General features: G+C 73.1%; 15 protein-coding genes and 1 pseudogene. 5 read left to right on the top strand and 11 right to left on the bottom strand.

Going from position 1 to position 15,178, the window contains the following annotated elements; translation table 11 throughout:
• Nucleotides 1–6: 6 nt before the first annotated feature.
• Entirely contained in the window at nt 7–726 is a 720-nt protein-coding gene (locus ACFYYN_RS27425) for a TetR/AcrR family transcriptional regulator (protein WP_500547889.1), read from the bottom strand.
• A 149-nt stretch (nt 727–875) separates the two neighbouring features.
• Between ACFYYN_RS27425 and ACFYYN_RS27420 the strand changes: the two genes are divergently transcribed.
• Complete coding sequence (locus tag ACFYYN_RS27420; RefSeq protein ID WP_500324356.1) at nt 876–1,334, top strand: nitroreductase/quinone reductase family protein; 459 nt, start codon at nt 876–878, stop codon at nt 1,332–1,334.
• On the opposite strand, the gene ACFYYN_RS27415 is transcribed toward ACFYYN_RS27420, so the two are convergent.
• Nucleotides 1,327–1,998 carry a DUF4230 domain-containing protein gene (locus ACFYYN_RS27415; protein WP_499510708.1) on the bottom strand — a complete coding sequence of 224 codons (672 nt, stop codon included), beginning with the start codon at nt 1,996–1,998 and terminating at the stop codon, nt 1,327–1,329. The genes ACFYYN_RS27420 and ACFYYN_RS27415 overlap by 8 nt on opposite strands.
• A 57-nt stretch (nt 1,999–2,055) precedes the next feature.
• Entirely contained in the window at nt 2,056–3,285 is a 1,230-nt protein-coding gene (locus ACFYYN_RS27410) for a geranylgeranyl reductase family protein (RefSeq protein WP_500547888.1), read from the bottom strand.
• A gap of 157 nt (nt 3,286–3,442) precedes the next feature.
• On the opposite strand from ACFYYN_RS27410, the gene ACFYYN_RS27405 reads away from it, so the two are divergent.
• Complete coding sequence (locus ACFYYN_RS27405; protein ID WP_500547887.1) at nt 3,443–4,801, top strand: dipeptidase; 1,359 nt, start codon at nt 3,443–3,445, stop codon at nt 4,799–4,801.
• A gap of 35 nt (nt 4,802–4,836) precedes the next feature.
• Here ACFYYN_RS27405 and ACFYYN_RS27400 read toward each other — a convergent pair whose 3' ends face one another.
• From ACFYYN_RS27400 to ACFYYN_RS27390, 3 genes are all read right to left on the bottom strand, one after another.
• Nucleotides 4,837–5,877, bottom strand: a complete 1,041-nt coding sequence (locus tag ACFYYN_RS27400; protein WP_500547886.1) for an NUDIX hydrolase — start codon at nt 5,875–5,877, stop codon at nt 4,837–4,839.
• A gap of 121 nt (nt 5,878–5,998) precedes the next feature.
• Nucleotides 5,999–6,385, bottom strand: a complete 387-nt coding sequence (locus tag ACFYYN_RS27395) for a hypothetical protein (protein WP_500547885.1) — start codon at nt 6,383–6,385, stop codon at nt 5,999–6,001.
• Between the two features lie 130 nt (nt 6,386–6,515).
• On the bottom strand, nt 6,516–7,523 hold the full coding sequence (locus ACFYYN_RS27390) for an ROK family protein (protein WP_500547884.1): 1,008 nt from the start codon (nt 7,521–7,523) through the stop codon (nt 6,516–6,518).
• An 86-nt stretch (nt 7,524–7,609) separates the two neighbouring features.
• Here ACFYYN_RS27390 and ACFYYN_RS27385 point away from each other — a divergent pair, with 86 nt between their 5' ends.
• On the top strand, nt 7,610–8,596 hold the full coding sequence (locus tag ACFYYN_RS27385; RefSeq protein WP_500324494.1) for a LacI family DNA-binding transcriptional regulator: 987 nt from the start codon (nt 7,610–7,612) through the stop codon (nt 8,594–8,596).
• 15 nt (nt 8,597–8,611) lie between these two features.
• Here ACFYYN_RS27385 and ACFYYN_RS27380 read toward each other — a convergent pair whose 3' ends face one another.
• On the bottom strand, nt 8,612–8,950 hold the full coding sequence (locus ACFYYN_RS27380) for a hypothetical protein (RefSeq protein WP_500547883.1): 339 nt from the start codon (nt 8,948–8,950) through the stop codon (nt 8,612–8,614).
• Complete coding sequence (locus ACFYYN_RS27375) at nt 8,940–9,431, bottom strand: hypothetical protein (RefSeq protein WP_500547882.1); 492 nt, start codon at nt 9,429–9,431, stop codon at nt 8,940–8,942. Before ACFYYN_RS27375 ends, ACFYYN_RS27380 begins: the two co-directional genes overlap by 11 nt.
• 84 nt (nt 9,432–9,515) lie before the next feature.
• Here ACFYYN_RS27375 and ACFYYN_RS27370 point away from each other — a divergent pair, with 84 nt between their 5' ends.
• Nucleotides 9,516–10,499 carry an acetylxylan esterase gene (locus ACFYYN_RS27370; RefSeq protein ID WP_500547881.1) on the top strand — a complete coding sequence of 328 codons (984 nt, stop codon included), beginning with the start codon at nt 9,516–9,518 and terminating at the stop codon, nt 10,497–10,499.
• 24 nt (nt 10,500–10,523) lie between these two features.
• Here the strand turns inward: ACFYYN_RS27370 and ACFYYN_RS27365 are convergent, their stop codons facing one another.
• Nucleotides 10,524–10,934 carry a Fur family transcriptional regulator gene (locus ACFYYN_RS27365; protein WP_500324366.1) on the bottom strand — a complete coding sequence of 137 codons (411 nt, stop codon included), beginning with the start codon at nt 10,932–10,934 and terminating at the stop codon, nt 10,524–10,526.
• Nucleotides 10,935–11,314: 380 nt separating this feature from the next.
• Between ACFYYN_RS27365 and katG the strand changes: the two genes are divergently transcribed.
• A complete protein-coding gene (gene katG / locus ACFYYN_RS27360) occupies nt 11,315–13,546 on the top strand; it encodes a catalase/peroxidase HPI (RefSeq protein ID WP_500547880.1) in 2,232 nt (743 codons plus the stop codon).
• 69 nt (nt 13,547–13,615) lie between these two features.
• Here katG and ACFYYN_RS27355 read toward each other — a convergent pair whose 3' ends face one another.
• Together ACFYYN_RS27355 and ACFYYN_RS27350 are read right to left on the bottom strand one after the other, a co-directional pair.
• Entirely contained in the window at nt 13,616–14,899 is a 1,284-nt protein-coding gene (locus ACFYYN_RS27355; RefSeq protein ID WP_500547879.1) for a DUF6986 family protein, read from the bottom strand.
• A 170-nt stretch (nt 14,900–15,069) separates the two neighbouring features.
• Nucleotides 15,070–15,178: pseudogene (locus tag ACFYYN_RS27350) on the bottom strand (electron transfer flavoprotein subunit alpha/FixB family protein); the annotation flags it as partial.

The following is a 15,178-nucleotide window of genomic DNA, read 5'->3' as shown; positions in this document are numbered from 1 at the left end:
TCGCGTCTACTCCCCGTGGAGTACGCGCTCACGGCGGAGCCCCGCCTGGTGCGCGAGGCCCGCGACGGCGTGGTCGAAGAAGTCGTCCCGCGCCTCGACCACGTTGTTGAACTGGCCGAACACCTCGAAGCTGACGAGGCCGAACAACTGCGCCCAGGCGGCCACGAGGGAGGGGATCGCCCGTGCCGGCAGGTCGCGGTCGAGGTCCTTGCTGAGCCGCCAGGCGTCGGCGTGGGCGGCCTCCGACAACGGGGCGTCGGCCGGGGCGGCGGCGAGCGCCCCCGCGGTGTGGGCCTGCTCGGCCACGGCGATCAGTGCCAGCCCGACCCGGGACGCGGGTCCGATCGTGTCGAGCGGCGCGGAGTAGCCGGGCACGGGGGAGCCGTAGATGAGGGCGTACTCGTGCGGATGGCCGAGGGCCCAGCGGCGTACGGCCCGGCAGACCTCGCTCCAGCGCTCCACGGGGTCGCCGCCTGCGCGGGCCAGGGCCTCCTCGGCGGTGGCGCCCACCGCGTCGTAGGCGTCGATGATGAGGGCGGTGAGCAACTCGTCCCGGCTCGGGAAGTAGCGGTAGAGCGCGGAGGAGACCATGCCCAACTCCCGCGCGACGGCGCGGAGCGAGAGCCTCGAGGCGCCTTCGTCGGCGAGCTGCCGGCGCGCCTCTTCCTTGATGGCCGCGGTCACTTCGTCGCGGGCCCGTTCCCTGGCCGTTCGGATGACGCTCATGCGATCAGTGTACGCACGAATGGAGCGACGACCAAGAAAGAGAGCAGTGCTCTTGCCATGGAGCGGCCGGACGTGCACACTGTTCTCAAGCGAGAGCACCGCTCACGGACCACCTCGGTCCACGGCCCGCGCGTCACGGAGGAGTCCTCATGTCCGAGCACGTCATCAAGCCCGGCTGGTTCACGGTCAACGTCTTCAACCGCGCGGTGGCCTGGCTGACCCGCCGCGGTCTGAGCGTGTGGGGCTCCCGCGTGCTGGCCGTCCGCGGCCGCAAGAGCGGGGAGTGGCGGCGCACCCCGGTCAACCTGCTGGTGGTGAACGGGGAGCGCTACCTCGTGGCGCCGCGCGGGCACGTCCAGTGGACGCACAACATGCGCGCCGCCGGCGGCGGTCAGCTGCTGCTGGGCAAGAAGGTCGAGGAGTTCAGCGCGACCGAGGTCGGCGACGACGTCAAGCCCGAGGTGCTGCGTGCCTACCTCAAGCGCTGGAAGGCCGAGGTGGGCGTGTTCTTCGGCGGCGTGGGGGCGGACTCCACCGACGAGGAACTGCGCGCCATAGCCCACAAGCACCCGGTCTTCCGCATCACCGAGCTCCGGCCCGTCAGCTGAAGCGGACCTCCACCTTCTCGAACCCCAGCGAGGTCAGCAGCTGTTCCAGCATGGCCCGGGTGTTGGTCTCCGCCCGCTTCGCCAGTTCGGTGGACTTGGCCGCCTGCTGGATCTTCTTCGCGGCGAGTTGCTGGACCTGCTGTTCGTCCCCCGGGTGGGAGGAGAAGAAGTCGCCGAGCCGGTCGAAGAAACCGCGCTCCTGGGCCACCACGTAGGAATGGTCGGGGTCGAGCGAGGTCCGCTCGAGTTGGGCGTGGGGCAGGGTGATCACGGCGGAGGTCCGGTCCTCGGAGACGGTCACGCCCTTCGGGCCCACGTCACCGAGGTCCACGTAGGCGTCGACACTGCCGGACCCCACGTAGAGCGTGCGCCTGCCGCGCACGGCGTCGGGAAGGAACTTGGCGTCCTTCTCCAGGTCGACCACGACCTGGAACTGGCCACTTGCTCCTTCGAAGCGGCTCATGTCCTGGATCGCCTTGAGCACCACGGGACCACTGCGGTCCTTGGTCTCCTCGGCGAAGGGATTGGGCAGACCCGGTATCAGGTCCGCGCGCGCGACCAGGAACAGAAGTCCGCCGAGCACGACGAGCCCGGTGAGTGTACGCACCCACCACGGCAGTCTTCCGTCTACGTTCCTCAAGGGCATGACGAGGACACCTCCCATAACGTCTCTGCCCCTCAACTCCGCCTTTATGACGCCCAGGAGGGTGCCATCAGGAGGTCAACGACGGTCGAACGACTCCAGCGCGCGACGGGCCAGCGGATGCGTACGGACCAGCTCGGCGAGCGAGCTGGAACCGCGGGTGATCTTAGCGAAGGCGTTCCACGCCGGGGGGAGGGTTGTGAGAGCCGCGTGCAGCAGACCCGGACGCTTCTCGAAGACGCCCAGCATCCGGCGGCCGACGCCCATCTCGACCCCGAGGCCGGCCTTGACGGCGAACGCGTAGTTCAGGGCCTGGCGACGCGCGTCCACCGCGTCGCTCGCCTCGGCGATCCGCACCGCCCACTCCCCCGCCAGGCGGCCGGAGCGCAGCGCGAAGGAGATGCCCTCGCGGGTCCACGGCTCCAGCAGGCCCGCCGCGTCACCGCAGACCAGCACGCGGCCCCGGGAGAGCGGGGAGTCGTCGGCGCGGCAGCGGGTGAGGTGGCCGGAGGAGATGCTCGGCTCGAAACCGGCCAGCCCCAGCCGGCCGATGAAGTCCTCCAGGTAGCGCTTGGTGGCCGCGCCCTCGCCGCGCGCCGAGATGACGCCGACGGTCAGGGTCTCGCCCTTGGGGAAGACCCACCCGTAACTGCCGGGCAGCGGGCCCCAGTCGATGAGCACCCGGCCGGCCCAGTCCTCGGCGACCTCCGCGGGCACCGGGATCTCGGCCTCGAGCCCCAGGTCGACCTGGGCCATCTTGACGCCGACGTGGGCGCCTATCCGGCTCGCCGAGCCGTCGGCGCCGACCACCGCGCGGGCGAGGATCGTCTCGCCGTCGTTGAGCACCACCGCGACGGTCCGCCGGTCCGGGACGGAGGTGCCGTGCTGTTCGACCCGGGAGACCTGGGCCCCGGTCCGCAGCTGCGCGCCCGCGTCGACGGCCGCGTCCACCAGCTGGGCGTCGAACTCGGGCCGGTTGATCAGCCCGAAGAGCATCTGCCGCGACCGGCGGGTCCGGCTGAGCCGGCCGTTGAGGCTGAAGGTCACCGCGTGCACCCGGTCGCGCAACGGGAGCTCGAAGCCCGGCGGCAGCGCGTCGCGGGAGGGCCCGATGATGCCGCCGCCGCAGGTCTTGTAACGCGGGAGTTCGGCCTTCTCCAGCAGGAGCACACGGCGTCCCGCACTTGCCGCGGCGTAGGCCGCCGAGGCCCCGGCCGGTCCGGCACCCACCACGACGACGTCCCACACCGGCGTACCGTCGACGTCCTCCGCCGAACCGCCGTCCTGCGCCTGGTACTCGCTGCTCACGTGTGCTACCGCTCCCGTTCGACCTGCCGACTGCCGTCGCCCCTGCTCAGCCGCATACTAATCCGCGGGGTGAGCGAGGCCGCCTGTGGCACCATCGATCACGACCACCGGTCCACGAACATCGCGTTCGACCCTGTCCCACCCATCAGGAGCGCCCATGTCCGCCGCACCACTCGCCGCAACCGTCGCCGCACTGATGCCGCGAGCCAGGACCGAGCTGGCCGAGCTGGTGTCGTACCGCTCGGTGGCGGATCCGCGGCAGTTCCCCAAGAGCGAGTGCGAGCGGGCCGCCTCCTGGATCGCCGACGCGCTGCGTGCGGAGGGCTTCGAGGACGTCGCCCTGCTGGACACCCCGGACGGCACGCAGTCGGTCTACGGCTACCTGCCCGGGCCGGAGGGAGCGCCCACGGTGCTGCTGTACGCGCACTACGACGTGCAGCCGCCGCTGGACGAGGCCGGCTGGCTGTCGCCGCCGTTCGAGCTCACCGAGCGCGACGGCCGCTGGTTCGGGCGCGGCGCGGCCGACTGCAAGGGCGGCCTGATCATGCACCTCACCGCCCTGCGCGCGCTGCGCGAGAACGGCGGGGTCCCGGTCGGCGTGAAGATCATCGCCGAGGGCTCGGAGGAGCAGGGCACCGGCGGTCTGGAGCGCTATGCGGAGGAGCACCCCGAACTGCTCGCCGCGGACGCGATCGTCATCGGCGACTCCGGCAACTTCCGCGTCGGCCTGCCGACCGTCACGGCGACCCTGCGCGGCATGGCGCTGGTCGACGTCAAGGTGACCACCCTGGAGGGCAACCTGCACTCCGGCCAGTTCGGCGGTGCCGCACCGGACGCGCTGGCCGCCCTGGTCCGCATCCTGCACACGCTCCACGACGACTCCGGTGCCTCCACCGTGGCGGGCCTCACCGCCGACGCCGCCTGGGACGGGCTGCAGTACGACGAGGGCGACTTCCGCGCCGACGCCAAGGTGCTCGACGGCGTCGAGCTGATGGGCACCGGCACGGTCGCCGACCGCCTCTGGGCACGTCCGTCCGTCACCGTCATCGGCATCGACGCCCCTCCCGTGGTCGGCGCCACGCCGTCCGTGCAGGCCACCGCGGGTGCCAAGGTCAGCCTCCGGGTCCCGCCGGGCGTGGACGCCCAGCAGGCGGCCAAGCTGCTGATCGCCCACCTGGAGGCGGCCGCCCCCTGGGGGGCCCGCGTGGAGGTCACCCAGGTCGGCAGCGGCCAGCCGTTCCGCGCGGACACCTCCAGCCCGGCGTACGCCTCCATGGCGGAGGCGATGCGCACCGCGTACGGCACGCAGATGGAGATCGCCGGCATGGGCGGCTCGATCCCGCTCTGCAACACCCTGGCGACGCTCTACCCCGAGTCGGAGATCCTGCTGATCGGCCTGAGCGAGCCGGAGGCGCAGATCCACGCGGTGAACGAGAGCGTCTCCCCCGAGGAACTGGAGAAGCTCTCGCTCACCGAGGCGCTCTTCCTCCAGAAGTACGCCGCCAAGGCCGTCTGAGCCCCGGTGGGCGGCCGGGACGCGCCCGCCGCCTCTCAGCCGCCCACCGGCACGCCCGCCTCCAGGTTGAGCACGGTGGCCCGCTCCCGCGCCCGCAGCGCCCAGCGCAGCCGGGTGTGCCGGACCGGCGGCAGCATGGAGGCGGCCTCGTCCTCCGTGGCGAAGCGCCAGCCCCGCAGCTCGGCGCCGGGCAGCAGGAGGCGCTCGGCGTCGGCGGCGGGGAGCCGCCCGCCGTCGAAGAGCAGCCGCAGACCGCCGTATCCGGGCGGCAGCGGCGGTTCCCAGTCGACGACCAGCAGCCGGGGCACCGCCGGGAGCCGCAGTCCGAGTTCCTCGGCGACCTCCCGCATGCCGGCCCGGGCGGGCGGCTCACCGGGCTCGACGACCCCGCCGGGGAACTCCCAGCCGGGCTTGTAGGTCGGGTCGACCAGCAGCACCCGGTCGTCCTCGTCGAAGAGCAGCACGCCCGCCGCGAGGGTCTCGGCGGTGGGCTCCGGGGTCTGCACGATGTCGCAGGAGCCCGCGCCCTCCCGTATCGCCTCGGCGATCCGCTCGGCCGTCGCGCGGGAGGTGAGCCCCGCGGTGTCGACGAGGTGGGCGTCCGCCGTGAGCCAGGGCAGTGCCTCCTGGTAGGCGGGCAGGTGGTCCAGACACCAGGCGCGGACCCCCGCGCTGGCCTCGGCGTCGCCCGGGATGTCGGCGCGCTGGTCGATCCGCTCCCGCAGAACCGTTTCCTCAGCGTGCAGCAGCACATGCCGCACAGTGATCCGGCGGGCCGCGAGCCCGCCGAAGATCTCGTCCCGGTACTCCTGCCTCAGCAGGGTCATCGGCACCACCAGCGGTCCCCCGCCCACCTCGGCGAGCAGCGCGGCGGCGGTGTCCACGACCAGCCTCCGCCACGCGGGCAGCTCCTGGTAGTCGGAGACCTCGCCCAGCCGCTTCTCCGGGAGCATCAGCCGCAGTCCGCTGCCGATGAGTTCCGGATCGTAGAGCACGCTGCCCGGCAGCAGTTCGAGCAGTTCGCGTGCCGCAGTGGTCTTCCCCGCGCCGAACGTGCCGTTGAGCCAGACGATCACGGTGCCCCCTCTTCCGTAGCCCGGTAGCCCCCTACGAATTGCCCGGATCATCGGCGTCGGCAAACGCGCAGACCCGGCCATCGGCGCATACCGGCGGCTTCGGCACCCGCGAACCCGGTGGTCAGCCCTCCTTGGACCCCGGGGTCAGTCGGGCGATGAACTGCCGCCGCAGCAGCATGGTGGTCCCGGCCCGCGACGGCCTCGTCGTCACCTCCCGCGACCACCACGAGCTCGGCCGCACGCCCCGGCCGATCGTGGAGATCCACGTGTTCCTGGACGGCGTCGGCACGCACACCACGCCTGCCTCGTCCACCGCGACGACCGGATCGTCGCGCTGTTCCGGACGAAGACACCGCCGCCGACCCGGTGGGCGAACGCCCGCAGCGACGCCGCCATGGCGCGCCTGCTCCGCCTGGGCTTCACGCTCGGGCCCGAGATCGACAAGCCCGAGAAGCAGGCGCGACCGACCGCGCCCACCGGGCCGTGACGTGCGCGTCGCGACGTCCACGAGGGCAGCGCGCGACGACGCGCGGGCACGACTGTGCGCCCCCGCGCGAACGGGTGAATCTCCTCCTCCGCGAGGCACACCGGACCTCGCCCCCGGCCGTGGGCCAGGGGCGGGACTGCGACGACCCGGACTAGGCGCCGGTCGCGAAGGCCTCCAGCCGCAGCGCCTGCGCCGCGGCGGCGGCCGCGCCGACCAGGCCCGCGTCCGTGCCGAGCACGGCGGGAACGACCTTCACCCCCGAGGCGAACGACAACGTGGCGTACCGGCGCATGTGCGCGCGGAGGGGCTCGAAGAGCAGCGGGCCGGCGCCCGCGACACCGCCGCCGATCACCGCGACGTCGATCTCCACCAGGGTGGCCGTCGCGGCGATGCCCGCGGCCAGCGCCTGCGCCGCACGGTCGTACGAGGCGAGGGCGAGGGCGTCGCCCTCACGGGCGGCCCGGGCGACGGCGGCGGCGTCGGACTCCTCGCCGTGGGCGGGACGCCAGCCGGACTCCAGGGCGCGCCGCACGATGTTGGGCCCGCTGGCCAGGCGCTCGACACAGCCTCGGCTGCCGCAGGGGCACACGTCCCCGTCGAGGTCGACGCTGATGTGGCCGATGTGCCCGGCGTTGCCCGTCGGGCCGGGGTGGAGCTTGCCGCCGAGGACGAGACCGCCGCCGACGCCGGTCGACACCACCATGCACAGCGCGTTGTCGTGCCCGCGGGCGGCGCCCTGCCAGTGCTCCGCCGCGGTGATCGCGATGCCGTCGCCGGTGAGGACGACGGGCAGCCCGCCGACGCGTTCGCCCACCTGGGCGACCACGGGGTAGTCCCGCCAGCCGGCGATGTTGACCGGGCTCACCGTGCCGCGGGAGGCGTCGATCGGCCCGGCGCTGCCGATGCCCACCGCGACGACCCGCGGCCAGCCCGCGGACTCCCGCAGCCCGGCCAGGACCTCCGCGAGCGATCCCATCACCGTCGCCGCGTCCCGGTCCGCGGGCGTCGGGCGCTGCACGCGTACGAGCAACTCGCCGCGGGCGTCCACCAGGGCGCCCGCGATCTTGGTGCCGCCGATGTCCACGGCGGCGATCAGCGGGCCCGCACCGGCGGCACCCGACGGCGGGACGATGGACTCGGCAGAGCTCTCGAACGGCATGGGCGTAGTGTCGCCCTTTGTTGACAACGTTGTCCAGCCCATAGGATCACGCCGTGACCGATATTCCGCGTACCGCCCGTCCCACCATGAAGGATGTCGCGGCCAGGGCCGGTGTCGGCCTGAAGACGGTATCGCGTGTCGTCAACGAGGAACCAGGCGTCACCGAGGACACGATCTCGCGTGTCCAGGCGGCCATCGACGCCCTCGGATTCCGCCGCAACGACAGCGCGCGGCTGCTCCGCAAGGGCCGTACGGCCAGCATCGGGCTGGTCCTCGAGGACCTCGCCGACCCCTTCTACTCCCCGCTCAGCCGGGCCGTCGAGGACCTGGCACGGGCGCACTCGACGCTGCTGTTCACCGGATCGAGTGCCGAGGACGCGGACCGCGAGCAGGAACTGGTGCTCGCCTTCTGCGCCCGGCGTGTCGACGGGCTGGTCATCGTGCCCGCCAGCGAGGACCACCGCTACCTCGAACCGGAGATCGCGGCCGGCGTCGCCACCGTCTTCGTGGACCGCCCCGCGGGCGGCATCGACGCGGACGTGGTCCTCAGCGACAACGCAGGAGGCACCCGCGAGGGCGTCGCCCACCTCATCGCCCACGGGCACCGGCGCATCGGCTTCATCGGCGACCTCCCCCGCATCCACACCGCGGCCGAGCGTCTGCGGGGCTACCGCGAGGCGATGGCCGCCGCCGGGCTCCCCGTGCACGAGGGCTGGGTCTCCTGCGGGCCCACCGCCCCCGACCGCGTCCGCGCCGCCGTGGAGTCCATGCTGAGCGGCCCGGAGCCGGTCACCGCCCTGTTCGCCGGCAACAACCGGATCACCGTGACCGCGGTCCGGGTCCTCGCCGACCGGCCCAGCGTGGTCGCCCTCGTGGGCTTCGACGACTTCGAGCTCGCCGACCTGCTGCGCCCGGCGGTCACCGTCGTCGCCCAGGAGCCCGGACAGCTCGGCCGGACCGCGGCGGGCCTGCTCTTCCAGCGGCTCGACGGCTCGGCGGGCCCCCCCAAGCGGGTCGAGCTCGCCTGCCGCCTGATCCCGCGCGGTTCGGGCGAGCTCCCGCCCGTGCCGTGACGGCGCGGCGGGCGGTCAGGACGGCTCCTCCTCGACCAGCCCGCAGGTGAAGCCGAAGGACTCCAGGGCGCGGCGCCGCGCCGGGTCCGGCTCGGCCGCCGCCAGGTCGTCGAGCACCCGCAGGAACCGGGCGCGCTGAGGGGGTGGCAGGTCGTGGAGCACCCACCCGGCGTGCTCCGCCGTCCTCACGGCGACATCGGCGGCGACCTCGTCGTCGGCGCAGGTGTCGAGGAAGTGGACGACGTCCACGACGATTCCGGCGAGTACCGGCACGAGCGGGTCGGCGTCCGTCGCCGGGGCAAGTTGGCCGAGCGCGTGGCGCGGGCGCGCCGTGCCCCGACCGTCAGCAGGCATGTGCCGTGGCGGTGAAGGTCAGCGAGGTGAAGGACCCCGGGCCGCCGTCGTACGCGACCGTCACCGTCCAGCCACCTTTTCCGAGGTTGACGTACGTACCGCCGCCGGGGCTGTTCTCCCGGCGCAGTTCCGTCCACCCGTGCTCGCGCAGGACCGCCGTCACGGCGGCGTACTCCCGCTGGCCCGCCCCCTCGGCGGCCGCCCAGGCGAGCATGCACTGCTCGCTGGGCCGGTCGGACTCCTTGTCGGTGGTCACGGTCAAGCCCATCACGGTGTTCTGCGACCTGCGTACGCCGGACTGGTCCGCCGCCGCGTCGAGTTCCGCCTCCACCGCGGCGCGGCTCAGGGGAACCGCCGTCACGGGCACGGCACTTCCCGGCCCTGCCGCGAACGCGGCGAGCACGGTGACGGCACCCACCCTGAGCAGCGCTCGCGTCACCGGCGAGCGGGGCGCCGGTTCCCAGCCGATCTCCTCCACCACGACACCATCCCACGACGGACGGACAACCGGCACGCACCGGCCGGCCGTTGACACCCCACCCCGTGAAACGATTCGATACCGGCCATGCCGCTCACCGACCTGCCGCTGGACGAACTGCGCCGCTACGCCCCGGAGATCGCCGAGCCAGGGGACTTCGGCGCCTTCTGGGCCAAGACCCTGACCGCCGCCCGCGAGGCGGGCACCGCCCCGGCCGAGTACCGCGCGGTCGACTCGCCGCTGGCCACGGTCGAGGTGTTCGACGTGCGCTTCCCGGGCTGGGGAGGCCAGCCGGTCGCGGCCTGGCTGCTGCTGCCCCGCGGGGCGGCCGGGCCGCTGCCCGGGGTCGTCACGTACATCGGCTACGGCGGCGGGCGCGGGCTGCACCACGAGAACCTGCTGTGGAGCGCCGCGGGCTACGCCCATCTGGTCGTCGACTCCCGCGGCCAGGGCCACGACACGCCGGACCCCGACCCCGCCCCGGGCCCGCAGTACGTCGGCGGGTTCATGACCCGCGGCGTGGAGGACCCGGAGCACTACTACTACCGCCGTCTGATGACGGACTGCGTACGCGCCGTGGACGCCCTGCGCGCGCACCCGGCCGTCGACGCGGGCCGGGTCGTCGTCTCCGGCGGCAGCCAGGGCGGCGGGCTCGCCCTGGCCGTGGCCGGACTGGCCCCGGACGCGGTCGCGGCGGCCCTGGTCGACGTGCCGTTCCTCTGCCACTTCCGGCGGAGCGCGGAGACCGCCACCGAGGGGCCGTACCCGGAGCTCGCCCAGTACCTCGGCGTCCACCGGCGCATCGACCCCGAACGGCTCTTCGGCACCCTCGACTACTTCGACGGTGTCCACTTCGCCCCGCGCGCCACCGCGCCGGCGTTGTTCAGCGTGGGCCTGATGGACCCCGTCTGCCCGCCGTCGACGGTGTTCGCCGCCTACAACCGCTACGCGGGACCCAAGGACATCACGGTGTGGCGGTTCGGCGACCACGGCGGCGGACGCGGCTCCCAGCCGTACGAGCAGATGCTGTGGCTGCGCGGCCTCGGGCTCGCCCCTGCCACGGACCGGTAGCCGCCGCTCCCGCAGGTGGCACGCTCAGGCGCAGGACGGGCACAGGCCGCGGTAGGTGACCTCGGCCGCGGAGACCGTGAAACCGAAGCGCTCGTCGGCCGGGAGGTCGGCCAGCGGGTCGCCGGTGGGGTGGACGTCGCGGACGGTGCCGCACCGGGAGCACACCAGGTGCTGGTGCGGACGGTGCGCGTTGGGGTCGTAGCGTTTGGCCCGGCCGTCGGTGGAGACCTCTATGACCTCACCGAGGGAGACCAGCTCGCCCAGGGTGTTGTAGACGGTCGCCCGGGAGATCTCGGGCAGCAGCCGCGCCGCGCGGGCGTGCACCTCGTCGGCCGTGAGGTGCACGTGGTCGCCGTCGAGGACCTCCGCGACGACACGCCGCTGGGACGTCATGCGCCAGCCGCGCCCGCGCAGTCGCTCCAGCAGGTCGCTCATGTGTGCTCACCCGTTCCGCTCGGTGGACGTCCGGAATTCACCCCGTGGACGCGTCCGGGTTCTGATCGCCTAGGGAATTGACGCTCTTCTTGACTTGGACTGCGTCCATCGTAGGATCGGTTCCGGCGCCAGCCAAGGGACAGGAAGACTCCAGTACGGCAGAAGAGAGAGACGTGACGGGACCACCGCCGAGCAGCCGCGCGGTGCCGCCTGGGAGTTACGGGCGCCCGCGTCGCACTGCCGCAGCCGGTCCGGGACCCGCTCTCCCTGTCATGCCGCCGGTGAGGCCCCCGTGCGCTCACCGCGACGGCCCCCGCCCGAACGCGTCCGACGGCCCGCAGTCCTGAGCACCGTGATCCGCCAGGTCCGGAAGGATTCCCATGTCTGAGAACCACGAAGCAATCGTCACAGACGCCAAGACGGAGGGTGTGAACGGCTGCCCCGTCGCGCACGGGCGCGCCCCGCACCCGACCCAGGGCGGAGGAAACCGGCAGTGGTGGCCGGAACGGCTGAACCTGAAGATCCTCGCCAAGAACCCCGCGGTGGCCAACCCGCTCGGTGAGGACTTCGACTACGCCGAGGCGTTCAAGGCCCTCGACCTCGCTGCCGTGAAGCAGGACGTCCTCGCGGTCCTGACGACCTCTCAGGACTGGTGGCCGGCGGACTTCGGCCACTACGGCCCGTTCATGATCCGCATGGCCTGGCACAGCGCGGGCACCTACCGCATCAGCGACGGCCGCGGCGGCGCCGGCGCCGGCCAGCAGCGCTTCGCCCCGCTCAACAGCTGGCCGGACAACGGCAACCTCGACAAGGCCCGCCGCCTGCTGTGGCCGGTGAAGAAGAAGTACGGCCAGAGCATCTCGTGGGCCGACCTCATGATCCTCACCGGCAACGTCGCGCTGGAGTCGATGGGCTTCGCGACCTTCGGCTTCGCCGGCGGCCGCGAGGACGTCTGGGAGCCGGAGGAGGACGTCTACTGGGGCCCCGAGTCCACCTGGCTCGGCGACCAGCGCTACACCGGCGACCGCCAGCTGGAGAGCCCGCTCGGCGCCGTCCAGATGGGCCTGATCTACGTCAACCCGGAGGGCCCCAACGGCAACCCGGACCCGATCGCCGCGGCCCGCGACATCCGTGAGACCTTCCGCCGGATGGCGATGAACGACGAGGAGACCGTCGCCCTCATCGCCGGCGGGCACACCTTCGGCAAGACCCACGGCGCGGGCCCCGCGGACAACGTCGGTCCCGACCCCGAGGCCGCCTCGATGGAGGAGCAGGGCCTCGGCTGGCGGAACAGCTACGGCACCGGCAAGGGCGCCGACGCGATCACCAGCGGTCTCGAGGTCACCTGGACCAGCACCCCGACCCAGTGGGGCATGGGCTTCTTCGAGAACCTCTTCCGCTACGAGTGGGAGCTGACGACCAGCCCCGCCGGCGCCAACCAGTGGGTGGCCAAGGACGGTGCCGGCGCGGGCACCATCCCCGACGCGCACGACTCCTCCAAAAGCCACGCCCCGACGATGCTGACCACGGACCTCTCGCTCCGGTTCGACCCGGTCTACGAGCAGATCTCGCGTCGCTTCCTGGAGAACCCGGACGAGTTCGCGGACGCCTTCGCCCGCGCGTGGTTCAAGCTGACCCACCGCGACATGGGCCCGGTCGTGCGCTACCTCGGTCCCGAGGTCCCGTCCGAGACCCTGCTGTGGCAGGACCCGCTGCCCGCGCGGACGCACGGGCTCGTCGACGCCGCCGACGTCGCCAGCCTCAAGGAGCAGGTCCTCGCCTCGGGCCTCACCGTGTCGCAGCTGGTGTCCACCGCGTGGGCGTCGGCCTCGTCCTTCCGCGGCAGCGACAAGCGCGGTGGCGCCAACGGCGCCCGTCTGCGCCTGGAGCCGCAGCGCGGCTGGGAGGTCAACGAGCCCGACGAGCTCGCCGTGGTGCTGCGCACCCTGGAGGGCGTCCAGGAGTCCTTCAACGCGGCGCAGTCCGGCGACAAGCGGATCTCGCTGGCCGACCTGATCGTGCTGGCCGGTTCCGCCGCGGTCGAGAAGGCCGCCGCGGACGGCGGTCACCGCGTCGAGGTGCCCTTCACGCCGGGTCGTGTGGACGCCGCGCAGGACCAGACGGACGTGGAGTCCTTCGCGGCGCTCGAGCCGGCCGCCGACGGGTTCCGCAACTACCTCGGCAAGGGCAACCGCCTGCCGGCCGAGTACCTGCTGCTCGACCGGGCGAACCTGCTGACCCTCAGCGCCCCCGAGCTGACGGTCCTCGTCGGCGGTCTGCGCGTCCTGGGCGCGAACCACGGGCAGTCGTCGCACGGCGTCTTCACCGCGACCCCCGGGTCGCTGACCAACGACTTCTTCGTCAACCTGCTCGACCTGGGCACGTCGTGGAAGGCGACCTCCGAGGACCAGTCCACCTTCGAGGGCCGTGACAACGCCACGGGCGAGGTCAAGTGGACCGGCACCCGTGCCGACCTCGTCTTCGGCTCCAACTCCGAGCTGCGCGCGCTCGCGGAGGTCTACGCGAGCGACGACGCGAAGGCGAAGTTCACCGAGGACTTCGTCGCGGCGTGGGCGAAGGTCATGGACCTCGACCGGTTCGACCTCGTCTGATCGTCCCTCTGCAGGACGGCCGGGCCGGCCCCCGCTGGGGCCGGCCCGGCCGTCTTCGCGTGGAGGTCCTCAGACGGCGGGGCCGCCGCGGCCCGCGAGGGCGTCGAGGTCGGCGCGGGTCAGCCCGGTGGCGGTGGCGACCTCCGCGAAGTCCACGGCGCCGCAGTCGAGTCCGCGCAGCAGGTAGCCGCTCAGCGCGCGGGCGGTGGCGGGTTCGTCCATGACGTCGCCGCCGGCCTTGGCGACGTACGCCGCGAGCCGGGCCGCCGCCGCGTCCAGGCCTTCGCGGTAGAAGGCGTAGACCGCGGCGTACCGTGTCGGCAGATGCGCGGGGTGCATGTCCCACCCCTGGTAGTACGCGCGGGCCAGCGAACGGCGGACCAGGCCGTAGTGGAGCCGCCAGGCCTCGTGGACCTGGGGGCCCGGACCGACGGGCAGCACATTGGTGGAGCCGTCGGAGAGCCGTACGCCCGTGCCGGCGGCCGCCACCTGCATGACGGCCTTGGCGTGGTCCGCGACCGGGTGGTCCATGGACTGGTACGCCGCGCTGACCCCGCACGCGGCGCTGTAGTCGAAGGTCCCGTAGTGCAGCCCCGTGACGCGGCCTTCGGCGGCGTCGATCAGCCGGGCGACCGTGGCCGTGCCGTCGGGCCCGAGGATGGACTGCGTGGTCTCGATCTGGATCTCGAACCCGAGACGTCCGGCCGGGAGTCCGCGTGCCGTCTCGAACTCCTCGGCGAGCCGCACCATCGCCGTGACCTGCTGGGGGAAGGTGACCTTGGGCAGGGTCAGCACCAGGCCGCCCGGCAGCCCGCCGGAATCCATCAGGCCGGTGAGGAAGATGTCCAGGGTGCGGATGCCGCGGTCGCGCACGGCGGCCTCCATGCACTTCATGCGGATGCCGACGTACGGGGGCGCGGTCCCGTCCGCGACGGCTGCGGCCACGAGCCGGGCGGCGCGGGCGGCCGCCGCGTCCTCCTCGGCGTCGGGCCGGGTCCCGTAGCCGTCCTCGAAGTCGATCCGCAGGTCCTCGACCGGTTCGCGCCGCAGCTTGGCCCGTACGCGGTCGTGGACGGGCCCGGCGAGGGCGGGCGGCAGGCCCAGCACGCCGGCGAGCCGCACCGCGTCGGGGGCGTGCTCGTCCAGGGCGGCGAGGGCGCGGTCGCCCCAGCTGCGCACGGTGTCGGCGGCGAAGGCGTCGGCGGGGACGTAGACGGTGTGCACGGGCTGCCGGGTGCCCGGGTCCCCGGGGTAGCGGCGGGCGAGTTCGGTGTCCACGGCGGCGAGCGAGGCGCCGACGTCCTGCCGGACCGCGTCGCCGAGCGATGTGCGGACCGTCTCGTTCTGCGCCATCGGGCACCCTCCCGGTCTTCAACAAATCGTTGAAGTGAAGCTAACGCCCCCTCCGTCGCACCGTCAACGACCCGCGGGGAGAGCCAGGAAGCGCCGGAGCCCCGTGGTGCCGTCAGGGGGCGTCACGGGGCTCCGGTGGGTGTGTGCTGCCGGCCGGTGGTGTGCCGGGGTCAGCCCTTGCGGCCGGTGACCTCCTCGGTCAGCTGCGGCACCACGGCGAACAGGTCACCGACCACGCCGTAGTCGACCAGCTCGAAGATCGGCGCCTCCGGGTCCTTG

The organism is Streptomyces sp. NPDC001902, assembly GCF_042891295.1.
In the GTDB taxonomy this organism is placed as follows: domain Bacteria; phylum Actinomycetota; class Actinomycetes; order Streptomycetales; family Streptomycetaceae; genus Actinacidiphila.
This window is presented reverse-complemented; position numbering and strand designations above follow the sequence as displayed.

Coding starts and splice junctions, on each gene's coding strand:
- ACFYYN_RS27425 (WP_500547889.1), bottom strand. CDS start 726: ATGAGCGTCATCCGAACGGCCAGGGAACGGGCCCGCGACGAAGTGACC.
- ACFYYN_RS27420 (WP_500324356.1), top strand. CDS start 876: ATGTCCGAGCACGTCATCAAGCCCGGCTGGTTCACGGTCAACGTCTTC.
- ACFYYN_RS27415 (WP_499510708.1), bottom strand. CDS start 1,998: ATGGGAGGTGTCCTCGTCATGCCCTTGAGGAACGTAGACGGAAGACTG.
- ACFYYN_RS27405 (WP_500547887.1), top strand. CDS start 3,443: ATGTCCGCCGCACCACTCGCCGCAACCGTCGCCGCACTGATGCCGCGA.
- ACFYYN_RS27390 (WP_500547884.1), bottom strand. CDS start 7,523: ATGCCGTTCGAGAGCTCTGCCGAGTCCATCGTCCCGCCGTCGGGTGCC.
- ACFYYN_RS27385 (WP_500324494.1), top strand. CDS start 7,610: ATGAAGGATGTCGCGGCCAGGGCCGGTGTCGGCCTGAAGACGGTATCG.
- ACFYYN_RS27380 (WP_500547883.1), bottom strand. CDS start 8,950: ATGCCTGCTGACGGTCGGGGCACGGCGCGCCCGCGCCACGCGCTCGGC.
- ACFYYN_RS27370 (WP_500547881.1), top strand. CDS start 9,516: ATGCCGCTCACCGACCTGCCGCTGGACGAACTGCGCCGCTACGCCCCG.
- ACFYYN_RS27365 (WP_500324366.1), bottom strand. CDS start 10,934: ATGAGCGACCTGCTGGAGCGACTGCGCGGGCGCGGCTGGCGCATGACG.
- katG (WP_500547880.1), top strand. CDS start 11,315: ATGTCTGAGAACCACGAAGCAATCGTCACAGACGCCAAGACGGAGGGT.
- ACFYYN_RS27355 (WP_500547879.1), bottom strand. CDS start 14,899: ATGGCGCAGAACGAGACGGTCCGCACATCGCTCGGCGACGCGGTCCGG.